24 protein-coding genes and 2 tRNA genes are annotated in these 22,296 nt (G+C 48.6%); 17 read left to right on the forward strand and 9 right to left on the reverse strand.

Annotation, left to right across the window (positions count from 1 at the left end):
- Nucleotides 1–20 precede the first annotated feature (20 nt).
- The gene (locus tag AC3OH0_RS02645) at nucleotides 21–833 is read right to left on the reverse strand and encodes a hypothetical protein (protein ID WP_193436603.1); all 813 of its coding nucleotides are present in this window, start codon (nucleotides 831–833) and stop codon (nucleotides 21–23) included.
- A gap of 225 nt (nucleotides 834–1,058) precedes the next feature.
- On the opposite strand from AC3OH0_RS02645, the gene AC3OH0_RS02650 reads away from it, so the two are divergent.
- A complete protein-coding gene (locus AC3OH0_RS02650; protein WP_193436604.1) occupies nucleotides 1,059–1,391 on the forward strand; it encodes a hypothetical protein in 333 nt (110 codons plus the stop codon).
- Nucleotides 1,392–1,429: 38 nt separating this feature from the next.
- Here the strand turns inward: AC3OH0_RS02650 and AC3OH0_RS02655 are convergent, their stop codons facing one another.
- The 5 genes from AC3OH0_RS02655 to AC3OH0_RS02675 all read right to left on the reverse strand — a co-directional run bounded on the left by AC3OH0_RS02655 (nucleotide 1,430) and on the right by AC3OH0_RS02675 (nucleotide 6,101).
- A complete protein-coding gene (locus tag AC3OH0_RS02655; RefSeq protein WP_193436605.1) occupies nucleotides 1,430–2,404 on the reverse strand; it encodes a UDP-N-acetylglucosamine--N-acetylmuramyl-(pentapeptide) pyrophosphoryl-undecaprenol N-acetylglucosamine transferase in 975 nt (324 codons plus the stop codon).
- 102 nt (nucleotides 2,405–2,506) lie between these two features.
- Nucleotides 2,507–2,597 (reverse strand) — tRNA-Arg (locus AC3OH0_RS02660).
- 82 nt (nucleotides 2,598–2,679) lie between these two features.
- Nucleotides 2,680–3,078, reverse strand: coding sequence for a transcriptional regulator (locus AC3OH0_RS02665; protein WP_498344669.1), 399 nt, complete (start codon nucleotides 3,076–3,078; stop codon nucleotides 2,680–2,682).
- Between the two features lies 1 nt (nucleotide 3,079).
- The gene (locus AC3OH0_RS02670) at nucleotides 3,080–4,414 is read right to left on the reverse strand and encodes a DUF438 domain-containing protein (RefSeq protein ID WP_498344670.1); all 1,335 of its coding nucleotides are present in this window, start codon (nucleotides 4,412–4,414) and stop codon (nucleotides 3,080–3,082) included.
- 127 nt (nucleotides 4,415–4,541) lie between these two features.
- Nucleotides 4,542–6,101: an ABC transporter substrate-binding protein gene (locus AC3OH0_RS02675; protein ID WP_413743235.1), complete on the reverse strand. Its 1,560-nt coding sequence runs from the start codon at nucleotides 6,099–6,101 to the stop codon at nucleotides 4,542–4,544.
- 92 nt (nucleotides 6,102–6,193) lie between these two features.
- Between AC3OH0_RS02675 and AC3OH0_RS02680 the strand changes: the two genes are divergently transcribed.
- The 9 genes from AC3OH0_RS02680 to AC3OH0_RS02720 all read left to right on the forward strand — a co-directional run bounded on the left by AC3OH0_RS02680 (nucleotide 6,194) and on the right by AC3OH0_RS02720 (nucleotide 16,126).
- Nucleotides 6,194–7,204 carry an ABC transporter permease gene (locus AC3OH0_RS02680; RefSeq protein WP_193436609.1) on the forward strand — a complete coding sequence of 337 codons (1,011 nt, stop codon included), beginning with the start codon at nucleotides 6,194–6,196 and terminating at the stop codon, nucleotides 7,202–7,204.
- Nucleotides 7,204–8,016, forward strand: a complete 813-nt coding sequence (locus AC3OH0_RS02685; RefSeq protein ID WP_193436610.1) for an ABC transporter permease — start codon at nucleotides 7,204–7,206, stop codon at nucleotides 8,014–8,016. Before AC3OH0_RS02680 ends, AC3OH0_RS02685 begins: the two co-directional genes overlap by 1 nt.
- Complete coding sequence (locus tag AC3OH0_RS02690) at nucleotides 8,016–8,981, forward strand: ABC transporter ATP-binding protein (protein ID WP_193436611.1); 966 nt, start codon at nucleotides 8,016–8,018, stop codon at nucleotides 8,979–8,981. The genes AC3OH0_RS02685 and AC3OH0_RS02690 overlap by 1 nt, the downstream gene beginning before the upstream one ends.
- Complete coding sequence (locus tag AC3OH0_RS02695; protein WP_498344671.1) at nucleotides 8,968–9,933, forward strand: ABC transporter ATP-binding protein; 966 nt, start codon at nucleotides 8,968–8,970, stop codon at nucleotides 9,931–9,933. Before AC3OH0_RS02690 ends, AC3OH0_RS02695 begins: the two co-directional genes overlap by 14 nt.
- A 148-nt stretch (nucleotides 9,934–10,081) precedes the next feature.
- Nucleotides 10,082–11,641: a hypothetical protein gene (locus tag AC3OH0_RS02700; RefSeq protein ID WP_498344672.1), complete on the forward strand. Its 1,560-nt coding sequence runs from the start codon at nucleotides 10,082–10,084 to the stop codon at nucleotides 11,639–11,641.
- A gap of 93 nt (nucleotides 11,642–11,734) precedes the next feature.
- Nucleotides 11,735–13,132, forward strand: a complete 1,398-nt coding sequence (locus AC3OH0_RS02705; protein WP_193436614.1) for an SLC13 family permease — start codon at nucleotides 11,735–11,737, stop codon at nucleotides 13,130–13,132.
- Nucleotides 13,133–13,196: 64 nt separating this feature from the next.
- The gene (locus AC3OH0_RS02710; RefSeq protein WP_498344673.1) at nucleotides 13,197–14,654 is read left to right on the forward strand and encodes a TrkH family potassium uptake protein; all 1,458 of its coding nucleotides are present in this window, start codon (nucleotides 13,197–13,199) and stop codon (nucleotides 14,652–14,654) included.
- 48 nt (nucleotides 14,655–14,702) lie between these two features.
- Entirely contained in the window at nucleotides 14,703–15,350 is a 648-nt protein-coding gene (locus tag AC3OH0_RS02715) for a potassium channel family protein (protein WP_498344674.1), read from the forward strand.
- Nucleotides 15,351–15,352: 2 nt separating this feature from the next.
- Nucleotides 15,353–16,126, forward strand: a complete 774-nt coding sequence (locus AC3OH0_RS02720; RefSeq protein WP_498344675.1) for a hypothetical protein — start codon at nucleotides 15,353–15,355, stop codon at nucleotides 16,124–16,126.
- 8 nt (nucleotides 16,127–16,134) lie between these two features.
- On the opposite strand, the gene AC3OH0_RS02725 is transcribed toward AC3OH0_RS02720, so the two are convergent.
- Nucleotides 16,135–17,424 (reverse strand): tRNA (N(6)-L-threonylcarbamoyladenosine(37)-C(2))-methylthiotransferase, encoded by a 1,290-nt coding sequence (locus AC3OH0_RS02725; protein ID WP_498344676.1) that lies wholly within the window; start codon nucleotides 17,422–17,424, stop codon nucleotides 16,135–16,137.
- 62 nt (nucleotides 17,425–17,486) lie between these two features.
- Here AC3OH0_RS02725 and AC3OH0_RS02730 point away from each other — a divergent pair, with 62 nt between their 5' ends.
- From AC3OH0_RS02730 to AC3OH0_RS02755, 6 genes are read left to right on the forward strand one after another with little or no spacing between them, the layout of a single operon-like run.
- Nucleotides 17,487–17,921 (forward strand): translation initiation factor IF-2 subunit beta, encoded by a 435-nt coding sequence (locus AC3OH0_RS02730; RefSeq protein ID WP_498344677.1) that lies wholly within the window; start codon nucleotides 17,487–17,489, stop codon nucleotides 17,919–17,921.
- A 16-nt stretch (nucleotides 17,922–17,937) separates the two neighbouring features.
- Nucleotides 17,938–18,273, forward strand: coding sequence for a DUF424 domain-containing protein (locus tag AC3OH0_RS02735; RefSeq protein ID WP_498344678.1), 336 nt, complete (start codon nucleotides 17,938–17,940; stop codon nucleotides 18,271–18,273).
- 9 nt (nucleotides 18,274–18,282) lie between these two features.
- Entirely contained in the window at nucleotides 18,283–19,341 is a 1,059-nt protein-coding gene (locus AC3OH0_RS02740) for a 60S ribosomal export protein NMD3 (RefSeq protein WP_498344679.1), read from the forward strand.
- A gap of 3 nt (nucleotides 19,342–19,344) precedes the next feature.
- Nucleotides 19,345–19,674, forward strand: a complete 330-nt coding sequence (locus tag AC3OH0_RS02745) for a translation initiation factor aIF-1A (protein WP_193436621.1) — start codon at nucleotides 19,345–19,347, stop codon at nucleotides 19,672–19,674.
- Nucleotides 19,671–20,483, forward strand: a complete 813-nt coding sequence (locus AC3OH0_RS02750; protein ID WP_498344680.1) for a serine protein kinase RIO — start codon at nucleotides 19,671–19,673, stop codon at nucleotides 20,481–20,483. The genes AC3OH0_RS02745 and AC3OH0_RS02750 overlap by 4 nt, the downstream gene beginning before the upstream one ends.
- On the forward strand, nucleotides 20,450–21,088 hold the full coding sequence (locus AC3OH0_RS02755; RefSeq protein ID WP_498344681.1) for a KH domain-containing protein: 639 nt from the start codon (nucleotides 20,450–20,452) through the stop codon (nucleotides 21,086–21,088). The genes AC3OH0_RS02750 and AC3OH0_RS02755 overlap by 34 nt, the downstream gene beginning before the upstream one ends.
- 7 nt (nucleotides 21,089–21,095) lie before the next feature.
- Here AC3OH0_RS02755 and AC3OH0_RS02760 read toward each other — a convergent pair whose 3' ends face one another.
- Entirely contained in the window at nucleotides 21,096–21,515 is a 420-nt protein-coding gene (locus AC3OH0_RS02760) for an EamA family transporter (RefSeq protein ID WP_498344682.1), read from the reverse strand.
- A gap of 189 nt (nucleotides 21,516–21,704) precedes the next feature.
- On the opposite strand from AC3OH0_RS02760, the gene AC3OH0_RS02765 reads away from it, so the two are divergent.
- Nucleotides 21,705–21,862, forward strand: a tRNA-Trp gene (locus tag AC3OH0_RS02765).
- Nucleotides 21,863–21,875: 13 nt separating this feature from the next.
- Here AC3OH0_RS02765 and AC3OH0_RS02770 read toward each other — a convergent pair.
- A complete protein-coding gene (locus AC3OH0_RS02770; RefSeq protein ID WP_498344683.1) occupies nucleotides 21,876–22,289 on the reverse strand; it encodes a hypothetical protein in 414 nt (137 codons plus the stop codon).
- Nucleotides 22,290–22,296: the final 7 nt, after the last annotated feature.

A 22,296-nucleotide genomic window follows, 5' to 3' on the forward strand; every position in this document is an offset into this window, starting at 1 on the left:
AAAAGAGTAGGGATGGTGTGTTATCCGCGATAGCTTCTATCTATCTTCGCAACGATTTCAGGCAGCTCCAAGTACAGCATCAGGAAGGATAAGGGGATTAGAGCTACGGTGAGCGACATGAGGCTGGCAACCCACAGCGTTGGAGACTCGAACGCCTTGTCTAAACCTGCGAGAAGTATTGAGAAGCCGATGCTTGAGAGCATGGTTAACAACACCCCGGTGACCATGGTTAACACGGTGGGTGGGAAAACCCGCGCTGTCGTGAAAGAGGCGATCCCGAGCAGGATCAGCAGGCCACCGATCAACAATCTCATCTGGAATGGTACTGATTTACAGTAGTCTGAGTCACCAGGACCCACCGTGCATGAAAGTGCTAAAGCTATTCCGGTGAAAGCAAGCATTAGCCCTGTTAGGAAATAGTTGAAAGCACCTATCACCATTGCGACCAGTCCTATGGCCGATATAGTAATCCCCAGCTTCATGTATTGAACAAGCTTGACGCTTGTAACGAACTCCGGGATTAACTCGGCAAGCTTGCTAAGACTATCTTGCAGGCTTTCGTCAACCACCTGCATGAATATGGTGAGCCCTGCCACGAGCAGGAATACACCCATAATCGCTACGTCAACATGCCTATCTAGCGAGGCTTTAAAGAAGCTTAGCCTTATGGAGAAAGCACCGGTCTCCAACGCGCTTAACAAGGGTGGTGCCAGAATGGTTAAGGCAAACCCGGTTACAACCATGCCGATTGAGATGAACGCTATCAGCGATACTTCATGTATTTTCTGAAGCGAACCCATTAATGCTTCAACCTTAATCGACCCGTCACTCATTTTCTCCCCCTGTCAGAAATCCGGCGGGAACAGGTTAAAAGCAAGGGAGCACCGCTATACGCGGTGAATAGGCTTAATTCGGCAATACTGTTGAATCTTAGGATGGGTTACACAGAAACACGCCAGGCGTTTCCACAACGACAATCTCCATTATTTTAAAGGCTTGAACCCTTACAAGTCAAGCTTATCACTGGTTTTAGCAGAATATTCATATGAGGGGGAAAGATGGGGTATGCTGGAGGAATACTCGTAACATTCCTGTTGTTAATAGTGATTGGATGGATACCTGTGATAGGGCCGATTCTAGCTGGAATAGCTGGGGGGATCGTCGCTAAGAAAGGGGCTGGTGGAGGCTTCCTAACAGGCTTCATAGGGGGATTATTCGGGGGAATATTGCTCACCATTATTCTAACAGTTCTCGGCGGGTTGCTGGCGGGAGTACTGGGAGCCTTAATAGGGTGGGTCGTGGGGTTTGCCTTCATTATTCTCCTCGTGTTCACAGCCGTTCTCGCAGGCATTGGAGGATTGATAGGTGGAGCCATAGCTGGTGGGAAATAGTGTTTGTGATTAGGGTTGGTGAAGAGTTTATTCATGACTCATGTTTTTAAGCAATCCCTTAATATGAATTCTGAAGCGTTCCGAGCCCCGTTCTCGTATAAAGGTTTTTCAAGCTTGGCGGCTTCCTGTAAAGCAGCCTCTAGATTACCAGGAGTTACTTGGTCTATGAAAACCGCTTTCAGCTTGGATGCAAGCATTTCAACGTCTTCTCTAGGATAGAGCGGTGAATGCCTTTTAGAGTAGACTATCACTACGGGTTTCCCATACGCTAGCCTGGCGGTGACGGCGGTCGTGCCCGGGTGGGTGACAACCACTGATGCCCCTGCAAGCCACTTGTGGAAGTCGTCAACATGTTTGAAGAAAACCCAGTGAGGCTTCCTGGAGATGAAGGGGGTGGGATCTATGTCGCCAGTTTGAACAACCACTTTCTCAAAGCTAAGTCTTACCACGGCTTCGAAAACCTCTGATGATCCCAGTGTTCCAAGAGTTACCAGCAAATACCCTTCGTCACTAGGCTGGTGGAGTGCGGGCTCGTGTAAAGGTCCAACAACGATTCCATCATCGTAAAGCGCTTTTTGCTCCTCCCAGTGGAGGAGAACCTTGGCTCCCAGCATGTGAAGGATTTTAACAGCTTTAGCAGGCTTGGAAAACCTGTTAACATCTTCAACAACGTAGACCGGCGTGCCTTTAAACAGCTTAAGCCATGCTGAGGCAGGTATGGAGAAGTTGGAGCCAGCAGCGAAGACGAAATCATACTTCTCCTTGACAAGCCATGCTGTGCTGGCAAACCCTGCCAGCCACCTGTGGATTCCACGGTGGAAAGGCTCCAGCGGCTTTCGAGGGAGGACGGCGTAACGCAACTTCCCCAGCCTGGTGAACTTCTTGGACAGGTGCTCGTAGCCTTTTGGAAGCAATATGTCTAATTCCACACCATGCTTGGCTAGCTCGTAAGCCGCTGAGAAAGCATAGCCGGCGTGTCCCCCGTACCCAGCGATTACAAGGCCTCTCAACATCCACCACGCTGTCAGGTATACTTATCAGGACACTGTTAAAAATCACTGTCTTCTTAAGAGGAAACGGAGTAGCTGGGGCTTGAGGCGTGGGAAACCTTGAAGCGGGCCCGCGGGGATTCGAACCCCGGGCCTCCGGCTCTCCTCGGAGCCTACTTAGAAGGCCGGCGCCCTATCCTGGCTAGGCAACGGGCCCGCTTCAATCCTGTTTAATAGTGTTTCACGTTTTATATTTTTAACCTCAATTTTACGGCCTCAGAACCTGCGACGTCTCAAAGTTATTTGATGGCACCGGCGAAGAGCGTGGGGCATATGTTGCAGGTAACCGGGTTTACGGTTTCATCAACCAATTTATGTAGCCCGCAAACATGCTTGTCGGCCAGGGTTTTCAGCACAACCTTGTTAACCTCTATTTGAAGACTGACTCCTTCAAGCTCTCCCCGGGCTATTTTCTCGGAAACCTGCTCAACCCTCTCCATGATCCCTGGGTTTTTCGAAACATCGAGGAACATGCCTCTCTCTCCTTTCATATATCTTGAAACCAGGGATGGTGAAACCCCTAACTTCTCCGCTATAGCTATGGGTGGAATATTCTTCTCTACGAGCTTCAGCACTATGAGTCTTTTAATCGAGGGTTCAACATACCGGTATGCTAGCTCGAAAATGTTTTTAGGCAAACTACAACACCACTATCTTCTTCATGATCTCTTCAGGGTTATTCAATACTTCGGTGAAGTCTTCCACAATTTCTGCAACGCCGAGTAGCTCCCCGTCAGGCTTTCTCACAGCTACGAGTAAAACCCTTATGATCCTGTCCCCAAGCCTCGTCCAGAAAACCCTGTATTTCTCCTTGCCCGTTTTCAAGGCTTCAACATTTCTTGCAACATACTGCTCAAGCCTGGGAGGGTGGCAGTATTCAAGCCTGCGCCCAAGAATGGTTTTTGCGCGAGGGAATCCTCCTGAAACACTGCTCTCGCTGAAGAATCTCACCCTATTGTTTACGTCAGCGTAGGTGATCTCAAGTGGGAGGGATTTAAACAATGCCTCAACCTCCTCACGCGAGAGGAAGCCTGTTTCAAACTCAAGATCGCCTTCTCTCACTACAGAGTAGTCATCTGGTTGAAAACTCGTAGAGCCGATAACACCCTTCACCTCCTCAGGAAGTCTTTCAGCCTGCTCAGGGGTTATCTCCGCAACCACTTGATACGGATACTTCGGCTCCTCAGACGGCGTCCACTCATGCTTATCCTGCTTCACGAAGAAGCCTAGTTTTCCAGCCACTTTGTCAACCCCTGCCCACTCACCTTCCGATAAAAGAACCCATAGTGCTGGGTAGAGGATTTTGTTCTCACGGAACACTAGGTCAGCGATATCCCTTGAGAGCTGTGTAGCAATCTCCGAAACCTTTGCGGACTCCTCGCTTAACGGGTTCACAACAACCTTATCGAGCAAACTCAGCAACTCCCTTATCTTTACAATAACCTGGTCCTCCCTACCCCATAGAACCCTGGGAATAGCGTAGATGCCTCTCCTCTCCAAGTAAGGGAAGAGAACCATCTGGTTCTTCCTGTAATGGCTTCTCAGCTGGTTCTTCGCAATAGTGATCAGTGATTTAACGTTTGCTAAGGCTTTTGAAGCATTTTCGGCATCACCATTCTTCAAGGCTTGGGCTAAGAGGCCTGCGTAAAGGCCGAGGGCTTCCGAAGTCTTCAATATCTCATCGTTCTCGGAAATTAGCAGGTCCAGGGGATGCCCCTTGGGAATGTCTTTGAGCTCCCTGGATGCGAGGACGTTTTTGAATAAATCCAGGTGGATATCACACATCTTCAATATCTCGCTTACGGATACGCCTTCCCTGACGAGCTCCTGTTCAACCGTGACTATTTCAAAGGGAGTAATCTGTGATAGAATATGCGAGAACTCCTTCCTCAACTCCTCATAGCTTTCTCCTTCATGGATTCTTTTAAGCAAATTCTTCACGATTTCTACCTTCTCCTTGCTAACATGGTTCAAGGTTTTCACCAAGATGTGGTATTGTTTCATCCCTTTTTAAATTTGACACGTGTCAATTAGCAGAAAATTCTACAAGCTAGAACACTATTCAACAGGAAAGACGGTTTTGTAAAAAAGGCTTGAAAAATTAGGGAACTGTCTTGTAAATCGTGTAGTACGGCATTAGCATAGGCGGCCCTATCAGAATCCCGTGCACATTAGTATTGTAGACTATCATAAGGTTTCCTTGCAGTAAAGGTATGAACGGGACTTCCTCTGCAAGGATGTTCTGAACCTGCCTGTAGAGTTCAATTCTCTCGGACTGATTAACTAGTACTTGAGCCTGATTCAGTAGCTCGTCCACCGTTGGGTTAGAGTACTGCGAACCTGTCCACTTGTTAGCACCTGTCATCAGGAATGGCGTCAGGAAGTTGTCCGGGTCTATGTAGTCAGGATACCATCCAAACAGGCTTAGCATCATCCTGTTGTTCCTGGCGTTGTCAACATACGTGCTCCACTCAGCACTCTTAAGCTGGACGGTGATCATTCCCGTAGCCTCTAGCTGGTTCTTTAGCAAGGTGGCTACGTCAGCCTCCGTGTCACCATAGTGGGTGGGCGTGTACCATAGCTCGATCACCAGCTTGTTCTCCTCGCTGAACCCTGCTTGCATTAAGAGATCCCGGGCGAGAGTGATGTTTGGGCCTGGGCCATATGCCTCTTTGAAAGCATCTACGTGCCCCCACATTCCAGCTGGAACCAGGCTGTAGAGCGGGCTCATGGTGTTGTAAAAGACTGTTGACGCTATTTCAGTCCTGTTTATCGCAGCGGCTATGGCCTTCCTCACCAGGACGTTGTCAACTGGGGACATTTTCACATTAACAATTATGTACCTTATGAACGTGCCCGGGATGCTCTGGACTACAAGGTTCGGCTTCCTCTCCAGGTCAGTGTAGTCTTGAGGCCTCAAGGTTCTCCAAGCAATGTCGACCTCGCCGTTCTCCAAGGCAAGCCTTAGGGACGTAGCATCCCTGTAAAACTTGACAACAATCTCCTTAGTCTTCGGCTTCTCGCCATGATAGTACGGGTTCTCCCTCAACACTATGTACTCGTCACGCTTAAACTCTGCAATGCAGTAGGGTCCGGCCCCGCCCCAGGTTGCATCGCTCACTATCTCGTTGGGATAGCTCGGGTGTACTGGGAAGTATGGAGGCGTCGCGGCTACGGCTAAGAAGAAGGCTGCAGGTGTTGCCAGCTCAAATCTTACAGTATAGTTGTCCAAGGCAGTAACGTTCGAGACAAAGTCTGTGACGAGCCACGCAGGGTCCCCGTTAATAGTCATCACTCTTTCAATACTTCTAACAACATCATCGGCAGTGAGCTTTCTCCCATCGCAGAATGAAACATTCTGCTTCAACTTGAAAGTCCACACAGCACCATCCTCTGAAACCGTCCAGCTTTCCGCGATACCGGGGATAAGCTCATCTGTGCCGGGCTTATACTTGACCAGGCCTTCCATCACGTTGGTTAGTATTTCCCACGTGAAGAAATCGTAGGCGTTTGAAGGGTCGAGATCGGTTACTTTATCGGTAACTCCTATGACAACCCTTTCAGCCAGAGCAGGCTGTGCTGGCTGCGTGTATACGTAGATTAATACTCCCGCGGCGATAATTATAAGTAGGAGTAATACTATTATTATCTTTTTATTCAAATCCCACACCAATAGTTTTTACAGTTCCATTTAATTTATAAATTTAACCCTCTATAACTTGTTAAAGATTTGAGTTGAAAGGGGTTTTCTCAATGGGCCTGGCCCGTTACGTGCTAATAAGGGGTTTGCTAATAATTCCCACGATCATTGTCTTGTACACTCTTGTCTTCATAGTTTTAAGGATACTGCCTGGGAACCCTGTTTTAGCTGCGCTGGGAACTAAGAACATCCCTGAAGAACAGTTGATCGCTATTATGAAGGATCTGGGGCTTGATAAACCGTTGTACCAGCAGTATTTCGAGTACTTGGTAAACTTTCTCCAAGGAGATATGGGCAAGTCCATGATAGTGAGGGGTAGGGCTATTGCGAGCGATATAGCGGACAAGCTCCCAGCAACCATAGAGCTTTCCGTGTGGGCTATGGCTTTCAGCCTCTTAATAGGTGTGGGAACCGGGTATTTAGCAGGCAACAGCGAGAGGGAGTCGGTTAGAAACTTCGCGAGGCTGACGGGCTCTATCACATATGTGATATTCATACCAGCCCTGGGAATATTCCTCCAGCTGGTGTTCTCTCAATGGCTCAGGATACTTCCTTCAGGCGGCAGATTATCCACCGGTTTCTACCTTAAACCTGTCACCGGGCTCTACACTATAGACTCACTACTCCAGCTCAATATTCCAGCCTTTGTGGACGCTGTGAAACACATAGTTCTGCCAGCTTTCACCCTGGGCCTCGTCCTATCCGGTCCTTTCACAAGGCTAACGCTTAACAACATGGTTAAGATCAGGGAGTCTAAGATGGTTACAGCTTACTATGCGAGAGGGGTCAGGGAGGAGCTTGTGTCCCGCCACGTCTTCAGGCACGTGTTAATACCGGTGGCAACTTACGCGGGATTACAATTCGCCCTCCTGCTTGGAGGGGCTGTTTTAACGGAGACGACTTTCAACTGGCCCGGCATAGGCACCTATTTGGTCGACAAGGTAATGTACAGGGATTACACTGCTATACAAGCAGTAGTGATAATATTTGCCTTCATAGTAGGGTTGACCAGTTTAATCGTGGACGTTCTCTACGCATTGATAGATCCCAGGGTGAGGTATTAATGAGGCTTGGGAGATTAAACACTTACATAATTATTGGCCTTGCCATGATAGCGTTCTTCACATTCATGGCTGTTTTCGCTGACTTCATAGCCCCCTACTCTCCCGTGGAGAAAGTCGGCCCTGAGAGAAGCCCTCCATCCCGCGAGTATTTGATGGGCACGGATAATCTTGGAAGAGACATGTTTTCAAGAATCGTCTACGGGAGCAGGATTATATTGGTAGTTGTCTTCCTATCCGTGCTCGTGAGCGGGAGCGTTGGAACGATCCTCGGTCTTTTAAGCGGCTACGTCGGCGGATTTATCGACAAGGTTGCATCATTCGTAATGGATTCCCTTTACGCCTTCCCATCCCTGATTCTTGCGATAGCGTTATCTGTTGCGCTCGGGACGAGTCCCTTGAACGCTGCCATAGCCATAGCGGTGGTCTACATTCCAACCTATTTCAGGATGATCAGGGGCCAGGTGTTGAGCTTGAAGAACGAGCTCTTCATCGAGGCTGCCAGGGCCCTCGGGATCCCGTCTTCAAGGATAATTACAAGACATATTCTTCCACACCTAACTCAGACTTTAATGGTAGTGTTCAGCATGAACAGTGCCGACGCCGTGCTCACCGAGGCAGCGCTGAGCTTCCTCGGCTTAACCGTCCAACCCCCGGAACCTGACTGGGGTTTCGACCTCTACAAGGGTAAAGGCTTCATCCTCTCAGGAGACTGGTGGCTGCTAGCATTCCCCGGGCTCATGATAACTCTTCTAGCAATAGGCTTCGCCCTGCTCAGCGAGGGCGTTTCCCTAAAGTTCGGGGGGAGGGATTAATGGAGGCTTTAAGAGTCGAAGACTTATGGGTTAAATACTACACTGCCAGCGGGGTTGTATCAGCGGTCTCAGCCGTCTCCTTCACCATGAAGCGCGGGGAGATGCTGGGGGTTGTAGGAGAAAGCGGTAGTGGGAAGTCAACGCTGGGTTTCGCGCTGATGAACATGGTGCCTCCTCCCGGTAGAATAGTTAAGGGAGCCGTGATTCTCGATGGGAGAAACATTCTCGAACTGGGAAGCAAGGAGCTTAGGGGGATAAGGGGTAGCAGGATATCCATGGTTTTCCAAGACCCTTTCACAACTCTTGACCCTTTGAGGAAGGTGAGCGATCAATTCGTAGAGTTCCTCATGGAGCATGGTTTATCGAAGGAGGAGGCGCAGTCTAGAAGCTACCAGCTACTCGCAGCGGTAGGGATACCTGAGAGGCTTAGGGACGCTTACCCCCACCAGCTCAGCGGGGGGCAGAAGCAGAGGGTTTCAATAGCAATGGCTATAGCCTTAAACCCTTCCATAGTGGTAGCTGACGAACCCACTACAGCCCTCGACGTTATCGTGCAGAAGCAGATAATGGATTTGATGAATGAGATAAGGGTTAAGCACAACGTGTCGATAATGCTGATAACCCACGACATCGCTCTCGCTCTTGAGAGAACTGATAAAATCCTTGTAATGTATGGTGGAGAGGTAATGGAGTATGCTGGTAAGGATGACTTGATGAGAGAAATGTTCCACCCGTACACGAAGGCCTTGTTCGCATCTCTCCCAAGGATCTCGTCTAAGGAGTTGCCTAGGTTTTTAAAAGGCTATCCGCCGGATTTAAGAAACCCTCCTAAAGGATGTGTGTTCAACCCTAGGTGTGAATACGCGACCGATAAGTGTAGAGTAGAGAAGCCTGTTTTAAGAGAGGTTTCCCCTGGACACTATGCTTCATGCCATTACGCGGGTGAGCTTGATGCCGCTACTTGAACTTGACAGGATAGTGATGGAGTTTGAGATAGGTTCTTTCGGCAGGAAGAAGAAGGTTAGAGCTGTTGATAATGTATCGTTAAGCATTGACAAGGGATTGATATATGGATTGGTTGGCGAGAGCGGTAGCGGGAAGTCCACGTTAGGGAGGGTAACGCTCAGGCTTTACAAGCCGGTGTCAGGGAGGGTGTTGTTTGATGGACAGGATATTACAGGACTACCTGAGAGCAAGCTGAGGCCTTTGAGAAGGAGGATGCAGCTAATCCCTCAGGACCCATACGGGGCTGTTAACCCTGTTCAGACAATAGGCGAGGCTTTATCAGAACCCCTGATAGTGCACTATGGGTTGGAGACGCGTGAGGCGATGGAACAGGTTAAGGCAATGCTGGAGAACGTTGGCCTTACTCCAGCGGAGGATTTCATTAGCAGGAGGCCTTTTAACCTGAGCGGGGGGCAGTTGCAGAGAGCTGTTATAGCTAGGGCTATGTTGTTGAAACCGGAGTACATTGTTGCTGATGAACCCACCAGTAATTTAGACGCCTCCATAAGGGCTTCCATAGTGAAGCTCCTGCTGGATTTCAAGGAGAAGTATAATCAATCACTATTGTTCATTACACACGACATAGTTTTGCTCAGCCTAATAGCGGACAGGATAGGGGTAATGTATCTTGCCCAGCTGGTTGAGGAAGGGCCCAGCGATGAAGTCATTAAGAACCCTCTACACCCGTATACACGGGCTCTTTTATCCGCAATCCCCCTGGTCAGCCAGGAGCTAGGGTTCGAGAAAATCATCCTGAAAGGGGAGATAGGGGATCCTGCTAACCCGCCCACAGGCTGCAGGTTGCACCCAAGGTGCCCATACGCTAGTCAAAAATGCGCTAAGGAGGAGCCTCCATTCATCGAATTAGCCGCTGGGAGAAAGGTAAAGTGCTGGCTTTACGCGAGTGGTTAATTTGTTGAATCTTAGGCACAGGTTTTAACAATTAGGATGAAGTAGTGAACTATTTCATTGTGGCGTCTTCTTATCCCATAGGAGTTTCCTACCCCAGTATCAGCTTTTAATAGGATCTTTGTGACATAAACTTACTTTAGTGGGAGTTATGAGTTCTAACGTCAATGTTTTTCCGAAGAGATATATGCCATTCCTCCTCAAGCACACGGGTGAAGCCTACCAGAAACTGGGGGATGACGAGGTCATCGGCTTCGCACTTTACTATTCGGAGAAGCTTAGGAAAAAGCCCGGATTCCTAAGGAGGAAGGGGGAGAGGATCAGCGCGGTCGCGCTCGTTCTCTACCCGCTCCTTGTCAAGCCGACCTCGAAGGGGATGGCCGTCCTAATAGACCCGCTCAGGAGTAGCAGGCTAACCATACAGTATAACGTGGTGGATAAGAACCTACTGGACTCCGCGTTGCAAGAGCTTTCAGCAATGACCGGGAAGAGCTTTCTCGACGGACTGGTAAAGCTAAGCAGGCTTGCCCAGGACGTGGCGGGCGCTAGGTCGGGGGTGCGGAAAAAGGTTGTAGAGCTTGACAACGTGGTCTCAGACCCGGGTTTACTGCAAGGGTTGAAGCCGCTAATAGGGATGGAGACAACCTACAACGTCCCGTTCATAGAAATACCTTTCCCCTCAGTTGATCACGAGGAGGTTGCCAGTAGGATAAGAAAGGTTATGAGCGAAGTAGATGAACTCGTAGACTACGTTAACAAACTGTTGGAAAAGGTTAGAGAGCTTCTAGAGGAATGGAAGAAGGATATTTCGAAGGAGTATGATGAGAAGTTGAGAATTATGGATAAGAAGATTGAGGAGACAAAGCAAGCCGTTGCCAAGGCTATTGAAGAATTGAAGAGAAAGAAGGATGAGGAGCTTTCCGCGGTAAAAGAAAGATATCTACCTAATATTGAGACTGTTGAGAAAAGGATAGTTGAGACTCGTGAAAACGTTAGGAGGCTTGAGGAGGAGCTGGAAAAGGCGAAGGAGTACGGCAAGGACACCTCGGATTTGAAGAAGAGGCTTAACGACCAGAAGAAGACGTTGAAGAATCTTGAGAAGGAGCTTGAGAACGCTAAGGAATCGTATGATTACGAGGTTAGAAGGGTTGAGAAAAAGTATAGCGAGCTTGTAGAAGCGGAGAATAACAAGGTTAGGTCGATTCTCAGCGAGAGGGAAGCGGTTCAGAAAGAGGTGGAAGCATTGATCCAGGAGGCTGGTAAGAGGTTTGACGCTATTAGGAGTAGTCTCCAGGAGTACGTAGAGGGGCTTGTCAAGGCTGGGAGAAGGATTGAAGAAATCAGCATTAACGCGCCGTCGAAGAGTGAGGAGATACATTTAATCCCCCTTGTATACACCTCGTATGTTTCGGATGGAACTGCTCGTTCAAGTATTACGACAATAGTGGTCCTGGAGCCTGGTGGAATGCTTGGGCCAAGACTCATCCACTACATTAACGAGGGAATCGCTAACTACTTCTCCTGGGTTAAACAAGTGCTTGACAAGGAGGAGATGAAGCCGGAGGTTAGTGCTAAAAACCTATTGGCCAACACTACCCCAGAGAGGGTTGAGGTGTGTTTAACTCGCTTATCAGATATGGGGTTGTTCAGCAGGGAGGACGCGTCCAAGATGGCGAGGAGCCTCGAGGAGCAGATGAAGATGAGTGGTTGAGCGGGAAATACGCTGAGACCGTTGCTTAGTTAGAGTTATATTTTTATTTTCACGCAACCCTTCCAATATTCTTGGTTCCCTTAAGGGATGCTTATGAATAATAAGTGGAAACTGGCTGTGACTGTTGCGATGCTTGCACTGGTTGGTATAGTAGCGTACTCTCCGCTCGGAGATCTCACACTGCAACAGAAAGCAATGATAGGCATTTCCATATTGGCAATAGCCTACTGGGTCACGGAGTGCGTGCCCATACCTGTTACAGGCATAATTATAATCCTTCTGGAAATAGTCTTCGGCGTATTCCCTCTAGCGAAGGGATTGTCCTACATAGCGTCCGATGTCAACATGCTGATCCTAGCCGGGTTAGTAATATCCATTGCTCTCTCAAAGTACCAGCTGGATCGTCTTCTAAGCCTTAAGATTCTTTCATTCATGGGTGAGCAAACCGATAGGATAGTCCTCGGCATGATGCTTGCCACAGCCCTTCTCTCAATGTGGATTCCTAACACGGCTGCGGCGGCAATAATGGCGCCTGTAGCCGTGGGTATGCTGGAGCTGATAAGGGCGGAGAAGGGGAGGAGCAATGCGGGGAAGATAATGATGATCGGTGTTGCATACGCGGCAACTATCGGCGGGATAGGCACACCTGTCGGGACTCCTCCGGTACCCATTACTATCAGGAATGTTAAGGAAGCAACAGGGTATGACATCACTTTTGCCATGTGGATGGCGTGGGGTGTTCCAATAGCCTTAGCATTAACGATTATTGCATGGAAACTCCTCACACTGTTTTATCCTCCGGAGGTCAAAACAATCCCGGGAGGCAAAAGCATTGTTGAAGGAGAGCTAGCTAAGATTGGAAAACTGAACAAACAGCAGAAGACAACCCTGGCAATTTTCGGAGTAGCAGTGGTTCTATGGCTTATGGACTCGTTCTACCCTATTCTCCCTAACTGGACCTACATAGCCTCCTTGATAATCATCATACTCTACCTGATACCTGGGGTTGGAACACTGTCATGGGATGAGGTTTCGCGAGAGGCTGACTGGGGTGTTTTATTCCTCGTCGCCGGAGGGCTGGCATTGGGTGGAGGTCTGAGGGAAACCGGGATTGTTAAAATGCTTGCAGACGCTATAGCGACAGGGCTGGCCGGGGCATCACCTTATCTTGTCAACATCGTAATAGCGTTGGTGGCAGGGTTCAGTGTAACAGTATTTTGCAGTATAACAGCCACCTCGTCAGCATTCGTCCCAATCGCAATAGCGATAGCAGGATCCCTAGGCATGGATGCAAGGTTCACGGGCATTGTAGCTGGTGTAGCATCATGCTTCGCCTTCCTCCTACCAGCCAACACTCCCCCGAACGCTATCGCCTACTCCTACGGATACTTCAAGAACTATGAGATGGCTAAGGTTGGCCTGGTTTTAACGCTATTGTCCTCCATAGTGTTGATAGCCTTCATGCCGATGATAACACTCCTCACCGGTTGATAACAGTTCAATCAACAAAACGTTTTTTACAATATGAGGTGTATACTATGAATGGTTAGCGCGTATGGTTGAGCTACGGGGCCTTAATGTTCTGAAAACCACGGGAGCTCTCATGTCCCTGCTGGGCGCACTTATGACCTCTGTGCCCCTGATAGATTTAGCGTACGGTGAGCAGGTTTCGGCAGGGTTTCTCGCATTCTCAATCATCCTCATGATAGGGGGTTTCCTGCTTTCGAGAATACAGACACAGGAGGGCTTGTCATTTATTGAAGCAGTTCTCTCCTCTACTCTAGCGTGGACTCTTCTACCCGCGATCTCCGCAATACCGTTGTCTATTGAGCTTTCAATACCATTGTACGATGCGTTCTTTGAAAGCGTCTCAGGGTTTACCGGAACCGGGTTAACGGTTCTCACAGGGCTTGAGAAGTTGAAGCCTAGCATACTGTTCTGGAGGGCTTTAATGCAGTGGGTCGGGGAGCTGGGGTTCGTTGTTTTCGCAATGGTATTGTTCCCTTTCTTCTACAGGTATGGGCTACTCATGTATGGTGTTGAGAGACCGGTTAGGATAGAGGCTTCAATGTATCGAACCGCGCGAAGACTTTTCAACATCTACATAGTTTTAACGCTCGCCGGAGCCCTCATGCTCTACTACTCGGGCATGAACATTTTCGACGCTGTAACGCACTCGATGACCGGAATAGCCACCGGCGGTATGAGCAACTACGATGCTAACTACGACTTCATCTACAGAGCTGCACCCTTAACTTCTATTCCATTAATCATTGTAATGGTGCTTGGGGCGACAAACTTCCTCCTTCTCGACAAGCTTTTAAGAGGGGATGTGGGGGAGGTTGCCCGTAACGAGGAGTTCAAGCTCTATATAGTTCTCTTACTGTTCTTCTCCGCCATCACATCTGCATCCATGCTTTCCTCCAATAACGTTTCATCAAACATTTCTGAAACAATAGTCTCCGGGGTTTTCAACGCGATCTCCGCGATGACTACAACAGGCTTCAACATCGGCGCGATCAACCAACTTCCATACGCTACGAAGCTTACCCTCACCTTCTCAATGCTTATTGGAGGGATGACCTTTGCAACCGGGGGAGGCATTAAAGTGCTCAGGTTTCTCATAATTTTGAAGAAGCTTAAGGCTGCGTCAATAAGCATTGTAACAGGTGGGAGGGCTGAGACAAGGATTAGGCTAGGGGAAAACGTGATGGACGACTCGGAAGTGGTTTCCGCACTCTTACTGGCTTTAACACATTTCACAGCAGTCTTCACAGGGGCCATGCTTATAAAACTCATGCTCCCAGGCTTCGACTATGCCGACGCGTTGTTTGAATCAGCATCGGCCGCGAGCTGTGTGGGATTATCCACAGGGATCGCATCTGCCACGGCGCCCCCCGGGGTTAAAGCTGTTTTAATCTTACTGATGGTTCTAGGAAGGCTGGAGTATCTCCCACTCCTCATGCTTGTAGGCTGGATCCTGGGCAGGAAAACTATTAAATTATTAAGATAGTTCACCAATAATAAAATACCTTGGAGCAGTGTTAGCTGAGGGTTTTTCATGAAAATACTCATAGCCGGTGGCGGCGAGTTCGCTGAGAACTTAATTAAAATGCTGAACCCTAGGGAAAACGAGATCATAGTTATAGAGAAGGATGAGGCGCGGAAAAGAGAGCTGGAGTCAAAGTACGATGTCCTGGTGATCAATAAGAGTGCTACGGACGTTGACGTTTACGCTCGAGAGGTGAAGATGGACGAGATAAATGCTGTCCTAGCCTTAACCAATAGTGATGAAATAAACATGTTGGTCCTCGCAATAGCGAAAATCTACAATGTACCTATCAGGATCGGGAGGTTTGCCGAGGAGAAGATTGGCGAGCTGGTTCGGGAGCTCCAGCTCGGAATCCCTATAACGCAGCCTAAGATCTTGGCGAGCATTGTAGCAGACTACATGTCATCGGTCCTGACACCTGTTCTACTGGGAAAGCTTGGATCTTTCGACCTATATGTCGTAGGGGTTGCGGAAGGGGATAGGGCAGCAGGGTCCAGGATTAAGGATCTTGAAATGAGTGAGGAGGTAGGCAGGATCATACTTATGTTTGATGGCACCAGGTTTAAAGTGCCTTCTGAAGACGATGTTTTAAAACCCGGAGATATCTTGGTGATAATGGCTACGGGAAGTGATTTTATAAGCCACATAAAGGGGTAATCATGGCTGAGCCAAGCCTCATCCAGGACTTACTGTCTAAGCTCGAGGTCCCAATAATCATAGTTCTCACACTAGTCATTGTTAGAGTGCTTTTCAAAAAACTCCTCGACTCCCTGGCAATGCGAGGCACGATCTCAGTCACGGGTAAGGAAACAGTTTTGAGGATTCTGGATATTTCAATCATAGTTATATCCTTCCTCGTCCTGGTAGCCCAGTTCATAGAAGTACACACGGCTCTTATAGCGATAGCGGGGCTGGCCCTTGTCTTAGTCTTCATGCTTATCGATAAGATAAGAGGGTTTATCGCCTACCTATCACTTCAAATGGATAAGAAAATCATGGGCAAGTATTTTGAAATAGTACTGCCCGGTTTCAAAGAGCCGGTTTACGGGAGGGTGGCGAAGATTTCATCGTCATACTGCGAGATCGAAGACGTCTTTGGCGAGAAGTACTTGATACCCAACACGGTAATGTATAACGCTGTGCTGAAACCGCTGACACCAACCGTGGTGTTTGACATTCGTTTGAAGATCACGGGTGAAGAGGACTTGCGGAAGCTGATAGAGCTGTTCAAGAGCTTTAAACCGGAAGTTTTCAGGATAGACGATAGGAGAACCATTATACGGCATGTAGGCCCGTCGAGATTTACTATAAGGATTGTAGCGCATCCCACGGGTCCTAGTATCAGGCATATTGAGATCATTGATTTCATGTCCGAATTGATTGGAAGATTCAAGGAGTATGATCCCGAAGTCCGCTTCGTGAAAGTTTACTAAAAGAATGTTTAACCTATCCCTTTCCGAACCCTGCCCCTGAGGTCGTAGAAAGTAGCTTTTTCAATCACCGCTTCAACAGATACTCCATAATCGAGCAGGCCTCCTCCCAGCAGGATGACAGGGATGTAGTTGTCAAGCCTGCCAACCCATGTGTTAGAGTACTCTGTAACAAACACCGGCAGGGTTGATCCAACATATTTCTCCCTAACCTTAAGCCCCACCTCCTCTACGGTTTCAAGCATTCTGAGCATTCTCTCCTTTCTAGCGCGTGTCGGAATGTTCGGCATTCCAGCTGAGAGCGTGTTGGGTCTCACGCTGTATCCTGCGAAGTGAACTCTTTCAAACTCTAACTCTTTAATCACCTTCAAAGTATTCTCGAAGTCTTCCTCATCCTCAAAGGGGTGGCCTACTATTATATCGGTTGCAATGCTAACGTCACTGATTTTCCGCTTCACCTCTTTGATTAAACCCCTGTACTCATCAACAGTATATTTCCTGTTCATAGCCTTCAACACTTTGTCGCTACCAGACTGGAGAGGGATGTGCAGAAACCTGTAGATCCTGCGGTCTGAATAGACGGCTTCAACCAGCTCGTCAAGGATTGGTGGCAGGTGCTCCGGGTTTATCATTCCTATTCTCACCCTGAACTCTCCTTGCAGTGTCGAAATCTTTCTAACCAGTTCAGGAAGATACCGTTTACCGTACAGGTCTACCCCGTAAGTGCCCAGGTCCATCCCCGTCAACTGTATCTCCACCGCGCCCATTCTTACAGCGGTCTCAATGGATTTTACGATTGCTTCAATAGTGTGGCTCATTAATACTCTTCTAGCATGTCTTGTTATGCAGAAGGAGCAGTTGCTCAGGCATCCCTCTTGAATAGGTATTGGCGCAATCCTGTTCTCGAAGAACAGTCCTATCCTGTCTCTTTCCCTAACCCCATCCAGCATCACAACCTTCCCGCTTGATTCCACTGCTACATGGATTCTGGAAGAGTTCTGCGGGGAGACAAGGCTGGCTTCAGGAGCGGTTTTCAACACCTTGTATGGCTGTGCAGCGGGGAGGCATCCAGCGACCACGAGCTTCACGTTTCTCTCCTGGACCAGTCTTCTGAGACTGGTTATTTTCTTCAACATGTGTTGCTCCGTGTCAAGCCTAACCGTGCAAGTATTGATTATTACCACGTCAGCGCTGGAGGGATCGGCGACGATAGAGTGTCCTCTCTCTGTTAAAATATGCTTCATCAAGGCTTCATCGCTCCTGTTGAGCGCGCAGCCGTATGTTTCCACGTAAACCCTCATTAAACCATCCATTAACAGAATTATTGTTAAATAGCCCTCTTAACAATAATCTCCCTGGAGAGGTGTTGTTTTTGAAGAGTATCAGGGACTACAGTTACGAGGAGCTGTTGGACAGGGCGATTCAGAGACTGCCGTCTAAGAAGAGCAGCGGCGAGGTCTTCGAAATCCCCAGGGCTGAGGTTTTGATCGTTGGAGGCAGAACTATTGTTCACAATTTCTCGGAAATAGCTGAGGCTCTTGGTAGGGAGAAAGATATTGTTCAAAAATACTTTGTCAAGGAGCTTGGTGTTCCAGCCTTCCTCAACGAGGCTGGGCAGTTGCTATTGCAGGGCAAGTTCAATGCCTCAGTCATCAACAAGCTTATAGAAGTCTTCGTTGAGAAATACGTTAAATGCCCCACCTGCGGAGCCATTCACACAAAACTCGCTAAGAAGGGCAAGGTTTTCGTGATGAGGTGCGAGGCCTGCGGCGCGGAGACCACGCTACCGGTTTTCTAGAGCGCGTGATGTCTTGATGGAGGAGAAAGGTGGTCTGGAAGCATACACCGGCTTGGAGTATGTAAGCATAAGGTTTTCAGATGATGAAGTAGTAGTGTCAGTGTGCGACGAGGAGATCCTGGGGAAAACCCTTGTTGACCCGGGTAAGGGGATTAAATACGTAGTAGACCCTTTCTTCTACAAGGGGGAGCTTAAAAGTGTTGAAGAAGCCTTGGAGATCCTCTCCACCGCTACAACGGGCAACCTGGTTGGCGAGAGGATTGTTAAAGCAGCAATAGAGAGGGGGTTTATCCACCCCGATGCTGTTCTCGTAGTTCAAGGCGTTCCAATAGCCTTCTTCGCAATCCTATAGGTGTCGCGTATGAGGTTCTGCGTGCGTTGCGGGAGAGAGGTACCGGACGAGGAGATTATTGGAAACCACTGTCTTGAATGCTATGTTAAATACCTCACCCCATTCAAGGATAAGCCGAGGCTCGAGGTGACGGTCTGCCCTAAGTGTGGTGCATGGTTTTACAAGGGAGAGTGGAATCATCCTTTGGAAGAAAACGAGGTTTTAAGAAGAATCGCGTTAGGGGAGTCTAAGCGCTTCCTCAGGGAGGAAGCAGAGGTTTTAGATGTTTCAGTGGTTAAACCACTCCATAAAATCAGCGCGAGCGAGCACGGGGTGACCTTGAACTATCAATTATTGATTAAGGAAACCAATCCCGTGGAATATGAGCTGGAAGCCCCTGTTAAAATAACCTACAAGCCGTGCCCCTCATGCTTAGCCAGGGCAGGAGGTTCTCATAAAGCATTAGTACAGGTAAGGGTTGAGGGAGAGGTAGATGTCGAGAAGCTGGCTGAGGAGGTTGAGGAGCTTATTGTTAAGGCTGGGCTGGCTTCAAGCGTCACAGAGGTTGAGACCGTGAGGGAAGGCGTGGACGTCAAGTTCGAAGACCCTGTTGCCGCCAGGAAGCTTTCAAGCATTCTGAGCAGGAAGTACGGGGCATCAACAACCGAGTCCTTCAGGTCAACCCGGTTCGACGCTCACGAGGGTAAGTGGAGGGGTGTTGTAACGCTGTCCGTGAGAATCCCGCCAATACACAAGGACATGGTGGTCGAGTACCAGGGTGAGGTTGGCGTTGTCGAGGAGGTTTCGAAAGGACTGGTGAAGATAAGGATTCTTGAAACAGGAGAGCATGTTCAGATAAAGGTGTCAGGCTACTGGGATGGAAAGATTAAGCCGTTGCCAAGGGCTCACCTAGGCGGCAGGTATGTCGTGACGAGTGTTGACAAGAACTACGTCTACTTGCTCAACGAGGAGACAGGGGAGCTTAAGGAGGTCCCGGTTAAGCCTGGTTATTCTCATTTAAAAGCCGGCGATGAAGTATTATTATTGTCAATAGAGGAAAAGGAGTATTTGATAAGGGAGAGTGATTAGGTTTTGCCTAAGAAGGACCAGGGTCTAGGGCCCGGAGCGGAAACACCGTTCCCCGGGGACGATACAGTAGTCTGCGGCGTCATAAGGCATCTCGGCGGGGATTACCTGCTGGCAAAATGCATGGATGGCGTGGATAGGAAGGTTAGGATACCGGGGAAGCTTAGGAAGAGAGTGTGGATTAACGAGGGAGACATAATTCTCGTCGGACTATGGGATTTCAGCCCGGATAAGGGTGAAGTGGTTTACAAGTATGGTCGTAACGAGATAAACAAGCTTATTGAGAAGGGCTTTTTGAGCAAGGAGTTCATTGACGCTCTCAGTGAATACGTATGAGCGATGACGTGGACAGGCTTCTCCGTAGAGGGGGAGGGGAGCCGAGAATCAAGGATGCGGACCTCTACGAGACTGTTGAGGAGGTTTTCGACACATCCACAGTCCTAACGGTTGTCTCCCTGATCCGTAAAAGAGTTTTAAAGCGGATTTCAGGCGTGATCAGTGCTGGGAAAGAAGCAAGGGTTTACCTCGGATACGCTCCAGATGGAAGGGCGCTGGCTGTTAAAATATACCTTACAAGCTCAGCGGAGTTCAGGAAAGGGATTTTGAAGTATATTGTCGGAGACCCGAGGTTTCACGGAGTTAAAACTGGTGACACGAGAGCGCTGATCTATGCGTGGACGAGGAAGGAGTACAGGAATCTTGTAAGGATGAGGGAGGCAGGGGTCAAGGTTCCGGAGCCTGTCGCATTCCTCAACAATGTCTTAGTTATGGAGTTCCTGGGCGAGGAGGGTAAGAGGTATCCATTGCTAGTGGAAGCCTACAAGGAGCTGGAGAAAGAGGAGTTGGAAAACATTTACAAGCTGGTTTTAGAGGAGCTGGAGAAAATCGTCTGCAAGGCTAGGCTCGTGCACGGGGATTTATCAGAGTTCAACATAGTGGTTAAGCCTGATCTCGACATAGCAATCATAGATGTAAGCCAGGCTGTCGACTACTCACACCCTAACGCGAAGGAGTTTCTCGAAAGGGATGTTAGAAATATTAACAGGTTTTTCAAAAATGAAGCCAAGATAAATGTTTTAAGTGACGAGGAGGTTTTGGAGGGGTTGTTTAAATGTCTGGAGAGGAGAAGGGAAGGTTCATCCTAGGCGTTACAAGACTCTACGAGAAAATACCTTTGGAGAGAATAGGGGTTTTAATAGGCGATAACGGGCGGGTGAAGAAGGAGATAGAGGAGAAGACTAGGACGGCTATAACGATAGATTCTTCAACAGGCGGCGTAGTGATAGAGCCAGCCCTCCCCACAACCACCGCTCTCGAGCTTATGAAGGCAAGGGATATAGTTAAGGCAATAGCATACGGCTTCAGTCCTGACAGGGCTATGAGGTTGCTGGATGAGGACCAGGTGTTAGTAGTCATAGATGTTAGACAGTACGTGGGAGATAAGCCTAACCACGTGGCAAGGGTTTTAGGGAGAATAATCGGCGAGGATGGTAAGGCGAGGAGAACTCTTGAGGAAATGACCGGCGCGTTCATATCGATATACGAGCCTTACGTGGCTATCATTGGGGATTTTGAAACAGCTAATATAGCTAAAACAGCTATTGAAATGCTGATACAGGGGAGGAGGCATTCAACAGTTTACAAGTACGTTGAGAATGAGACGTTCACCTTGAAGAGGAGGAGGATGAGGGAGCTCTGGCTCAAGCCTCCTAAAATAGAAACTGGAGAGGAAGGGAAACGAGAGGAATAGGAGTTTTCTAAAAAACGAGTAGGTATATAGCAACGATCATGAGCGCGCTCGCAACGACTTTCTTAAGGGTAAGCTGTTCGTGAAGAATGATCACTGATAACGCTATCACGAATAGAAGGCTGGACTTATCAATTATGGCCACAGGTGTTGTCTCCCCCTTCTGTAATGCCAGGAAGTAGAGAACCCATGATGCTCCTCCAGCCACACCGCTTAGCACTATGAAAAGTGCTTCTCTCGAAGTAATGGTTGACACGAAGCCTGTTCCCCTGAAGGTTAGCATGACCGCTACTGCAAAAACCATCATTACTATAGACCTTAAGGCGGTGCCGGTGAGGGAGTCCACGTGTTGAAGCCCTATTTTAGCGAAAATCGTTGCAAGCGCAGCCATGAAGGCATCTAGCAATGCGTAGATTACCCAATCCTCCAAGGCAACCACCTTTTCAACCCGGCATCTTGTGCGGGCCTTGTCAACACCGTGTTCAGAGGGGGTTCTATCCCCGGGTTCCCTCTTCATCTGCCGGCAAGTGAAGAAGTATTCGTTGAACCCTTAAAATGGTTTTAAGCGGAAAAGCTTATATGACTCCTAAAGTTATAATAGAACTCGATGACTGGTAGTGGGCCCGTAGCTCAGCCAGGCAGAGCGGCGGACGCTGGGGGATGTCTCCAGCGGTCGAAGCTCCAGATCCAGTGCTATGGGTCAGACGACCTTTACGGGATGAGATAGATCTGGAGGGAGTGACCCGTAGGTCAGGGGTTCGAATCCCCTCGGGCCCACTACGATTGAAAATTACTTCTTCTCAAGCATTCTAACCTTGTAGGCTGCTAAGAGGATGGATACTAGTAGAATGATCAAGGTTATTCTTAAATCAATCCCTGAGAAGGCGATCCATGTGGCGATGATGAAGAATAATAATCCGATGAACACCCTGGGTGCGCTGGGCGCGAAGAAGGCTTTTCTCGCAGACTGCTGAGCGTTTCCCACGCCGTAGAACCAAACCGCGTTAACGTAGAGGAATATTCCCGCGGCTAGTGTGACGCCTTCCCCTCCTGTTACGGTAAGCGTTGAAGCGATTGCTAAAATTATTGACGCGATAAAGACCGCGAAGTCTCTGAAGCTTGTAGCGATGTTAATTCTCAGAAATGTCAGTATTGCGAACAGCATTGTTGCCGCTAACCCGGTTAGAACGAGGTATTCGCTCATACTTATT

The organism is Thermosphaera sp. (assembly GCF_059755995.1).

Coding starts and splice junctions, on each gene's coding strand:
- AC3OH0_RS02700 (WP_498344672.1), top strand. CDS start 10,082: ATGAGTTCTAACGTCAATGTTTTTCCGAAGAGATATATGCCATTCCTC.
- AC3OH0_RS02690 (WP_193436611.1), top strand. CDS start 8,016: ATGGAGGCTTTAAGAGTCGAAGACTTATGGGTTAAATACTACACTGCC.
- AC3OH0_RS02735 (WP_498344678.1), top strand. CDS start 17,938: ATGGAGGAGAAAGGTGGTCTGGAAGCATACACCGGCTTGGAGTATGTA.
- AC3OH0_RS02715 (WP_498344674.1), top strand. CDS start 14,703: ATGAAAATACTCATAGCCGGTGGCGGCGAGTTCGCTGAGAACTTAATT.
- AC3OH0_RS02770 (WP_498344683.1), bottom strand. CDS start 22,289: ATGAGCGAATACCTCGTTCTAACCGGGTTAGCGGCAACAATGCTGTTC.
- AC3OH0_RS02750 (WP_498344680.1), top strand. CDS start 19,671: ATGAGCGATGACGTGGACAGGCTTCTCCGTAGAGGGGGAGGGGAGCCG.
- AC3OH0_RS02755 (WP_498344681.1), top strand. CDS start 20,450: ATGTCTGGAGAGGAGAAGGGAAGGTTCATCCTAGGCGTTACAAGACTC.
- AC3OH0_RS02695 (WP_498344671.1), top strand. CDS start 8,968: ATGCCGCTACTTGAACTTGACAGGATAGTGATGGAGTTTGAGATAGGT.
- AC3OH0_RS02680 (WP_193436609.1), top strand. CDS start 6,194: ATGGGCCTGGCCCGTTACGTGCTAATAAGGGGTTTGCTAATAATTCCC.
- AC3OH0_RS02725 (WP_498344676.1), bottom strand. CDS start 17,424: ATGAGGGTTTACGTGGAAACATACGGCTGCGCGCTCAACAGGAGCGAT.
- AC3OH0_RS02705 (WP_193436614.1), top strand. CDS start 11,735: ATGAATAATAAGTGGAAACTGGCTGTGACTGTTGCGATGCTTGCACTG.
- AC3OH0_RS02685 (WP_193436610.1), top strand. CDS start 7,204: ATGAGGCTTGGGAGATTAAACACTTACATAATTATTGGCCTTGCCATG.
- AC3OH0_RS02645 (WP_193436603.1), bottom strand. CDS start 833: ATGAGTGACGGGTCGATTAAGGTTGAAGCATTAATGGGTTCGCTTCAG.
- AC3OH0_RS02720 (WP_498344675.1), top strand. CDS start 15,353: ATGGCTGAGCCAAGCCTCATCCAGGACTTACTGTCTAAGCTCGAGGTC.
- AC3OH0_RS02650 (WP_193436604.1), top strand. CDS start 1,059: ATGGGGTATGCTGGAGGAATACTCGTAACATTCCTGTTGTTAATAGTG.
- AC3OH0_RS02655 (WP_193436605.1), bottom strand. CDS start 2,404: ATGTTGAGAGGCCTTGTAATCGCTGGGTACGGGGGACACGCCGGCTAT.
- AC3OH0_RS02710 (WP_498344673.1), top strand. CDS start 13,197: ATGGTTGAGCTACGGGGCCTTAATGTTCTGAAAACCACGGGAGCTCTC.
- AC3OH0_RS02740 (WP_498344679.1), top strand. CDS start 18,283: ATGAGGTTCTGCGTGCGTTGCGGGAGAGAGGTACCGGACGAGGAGATT.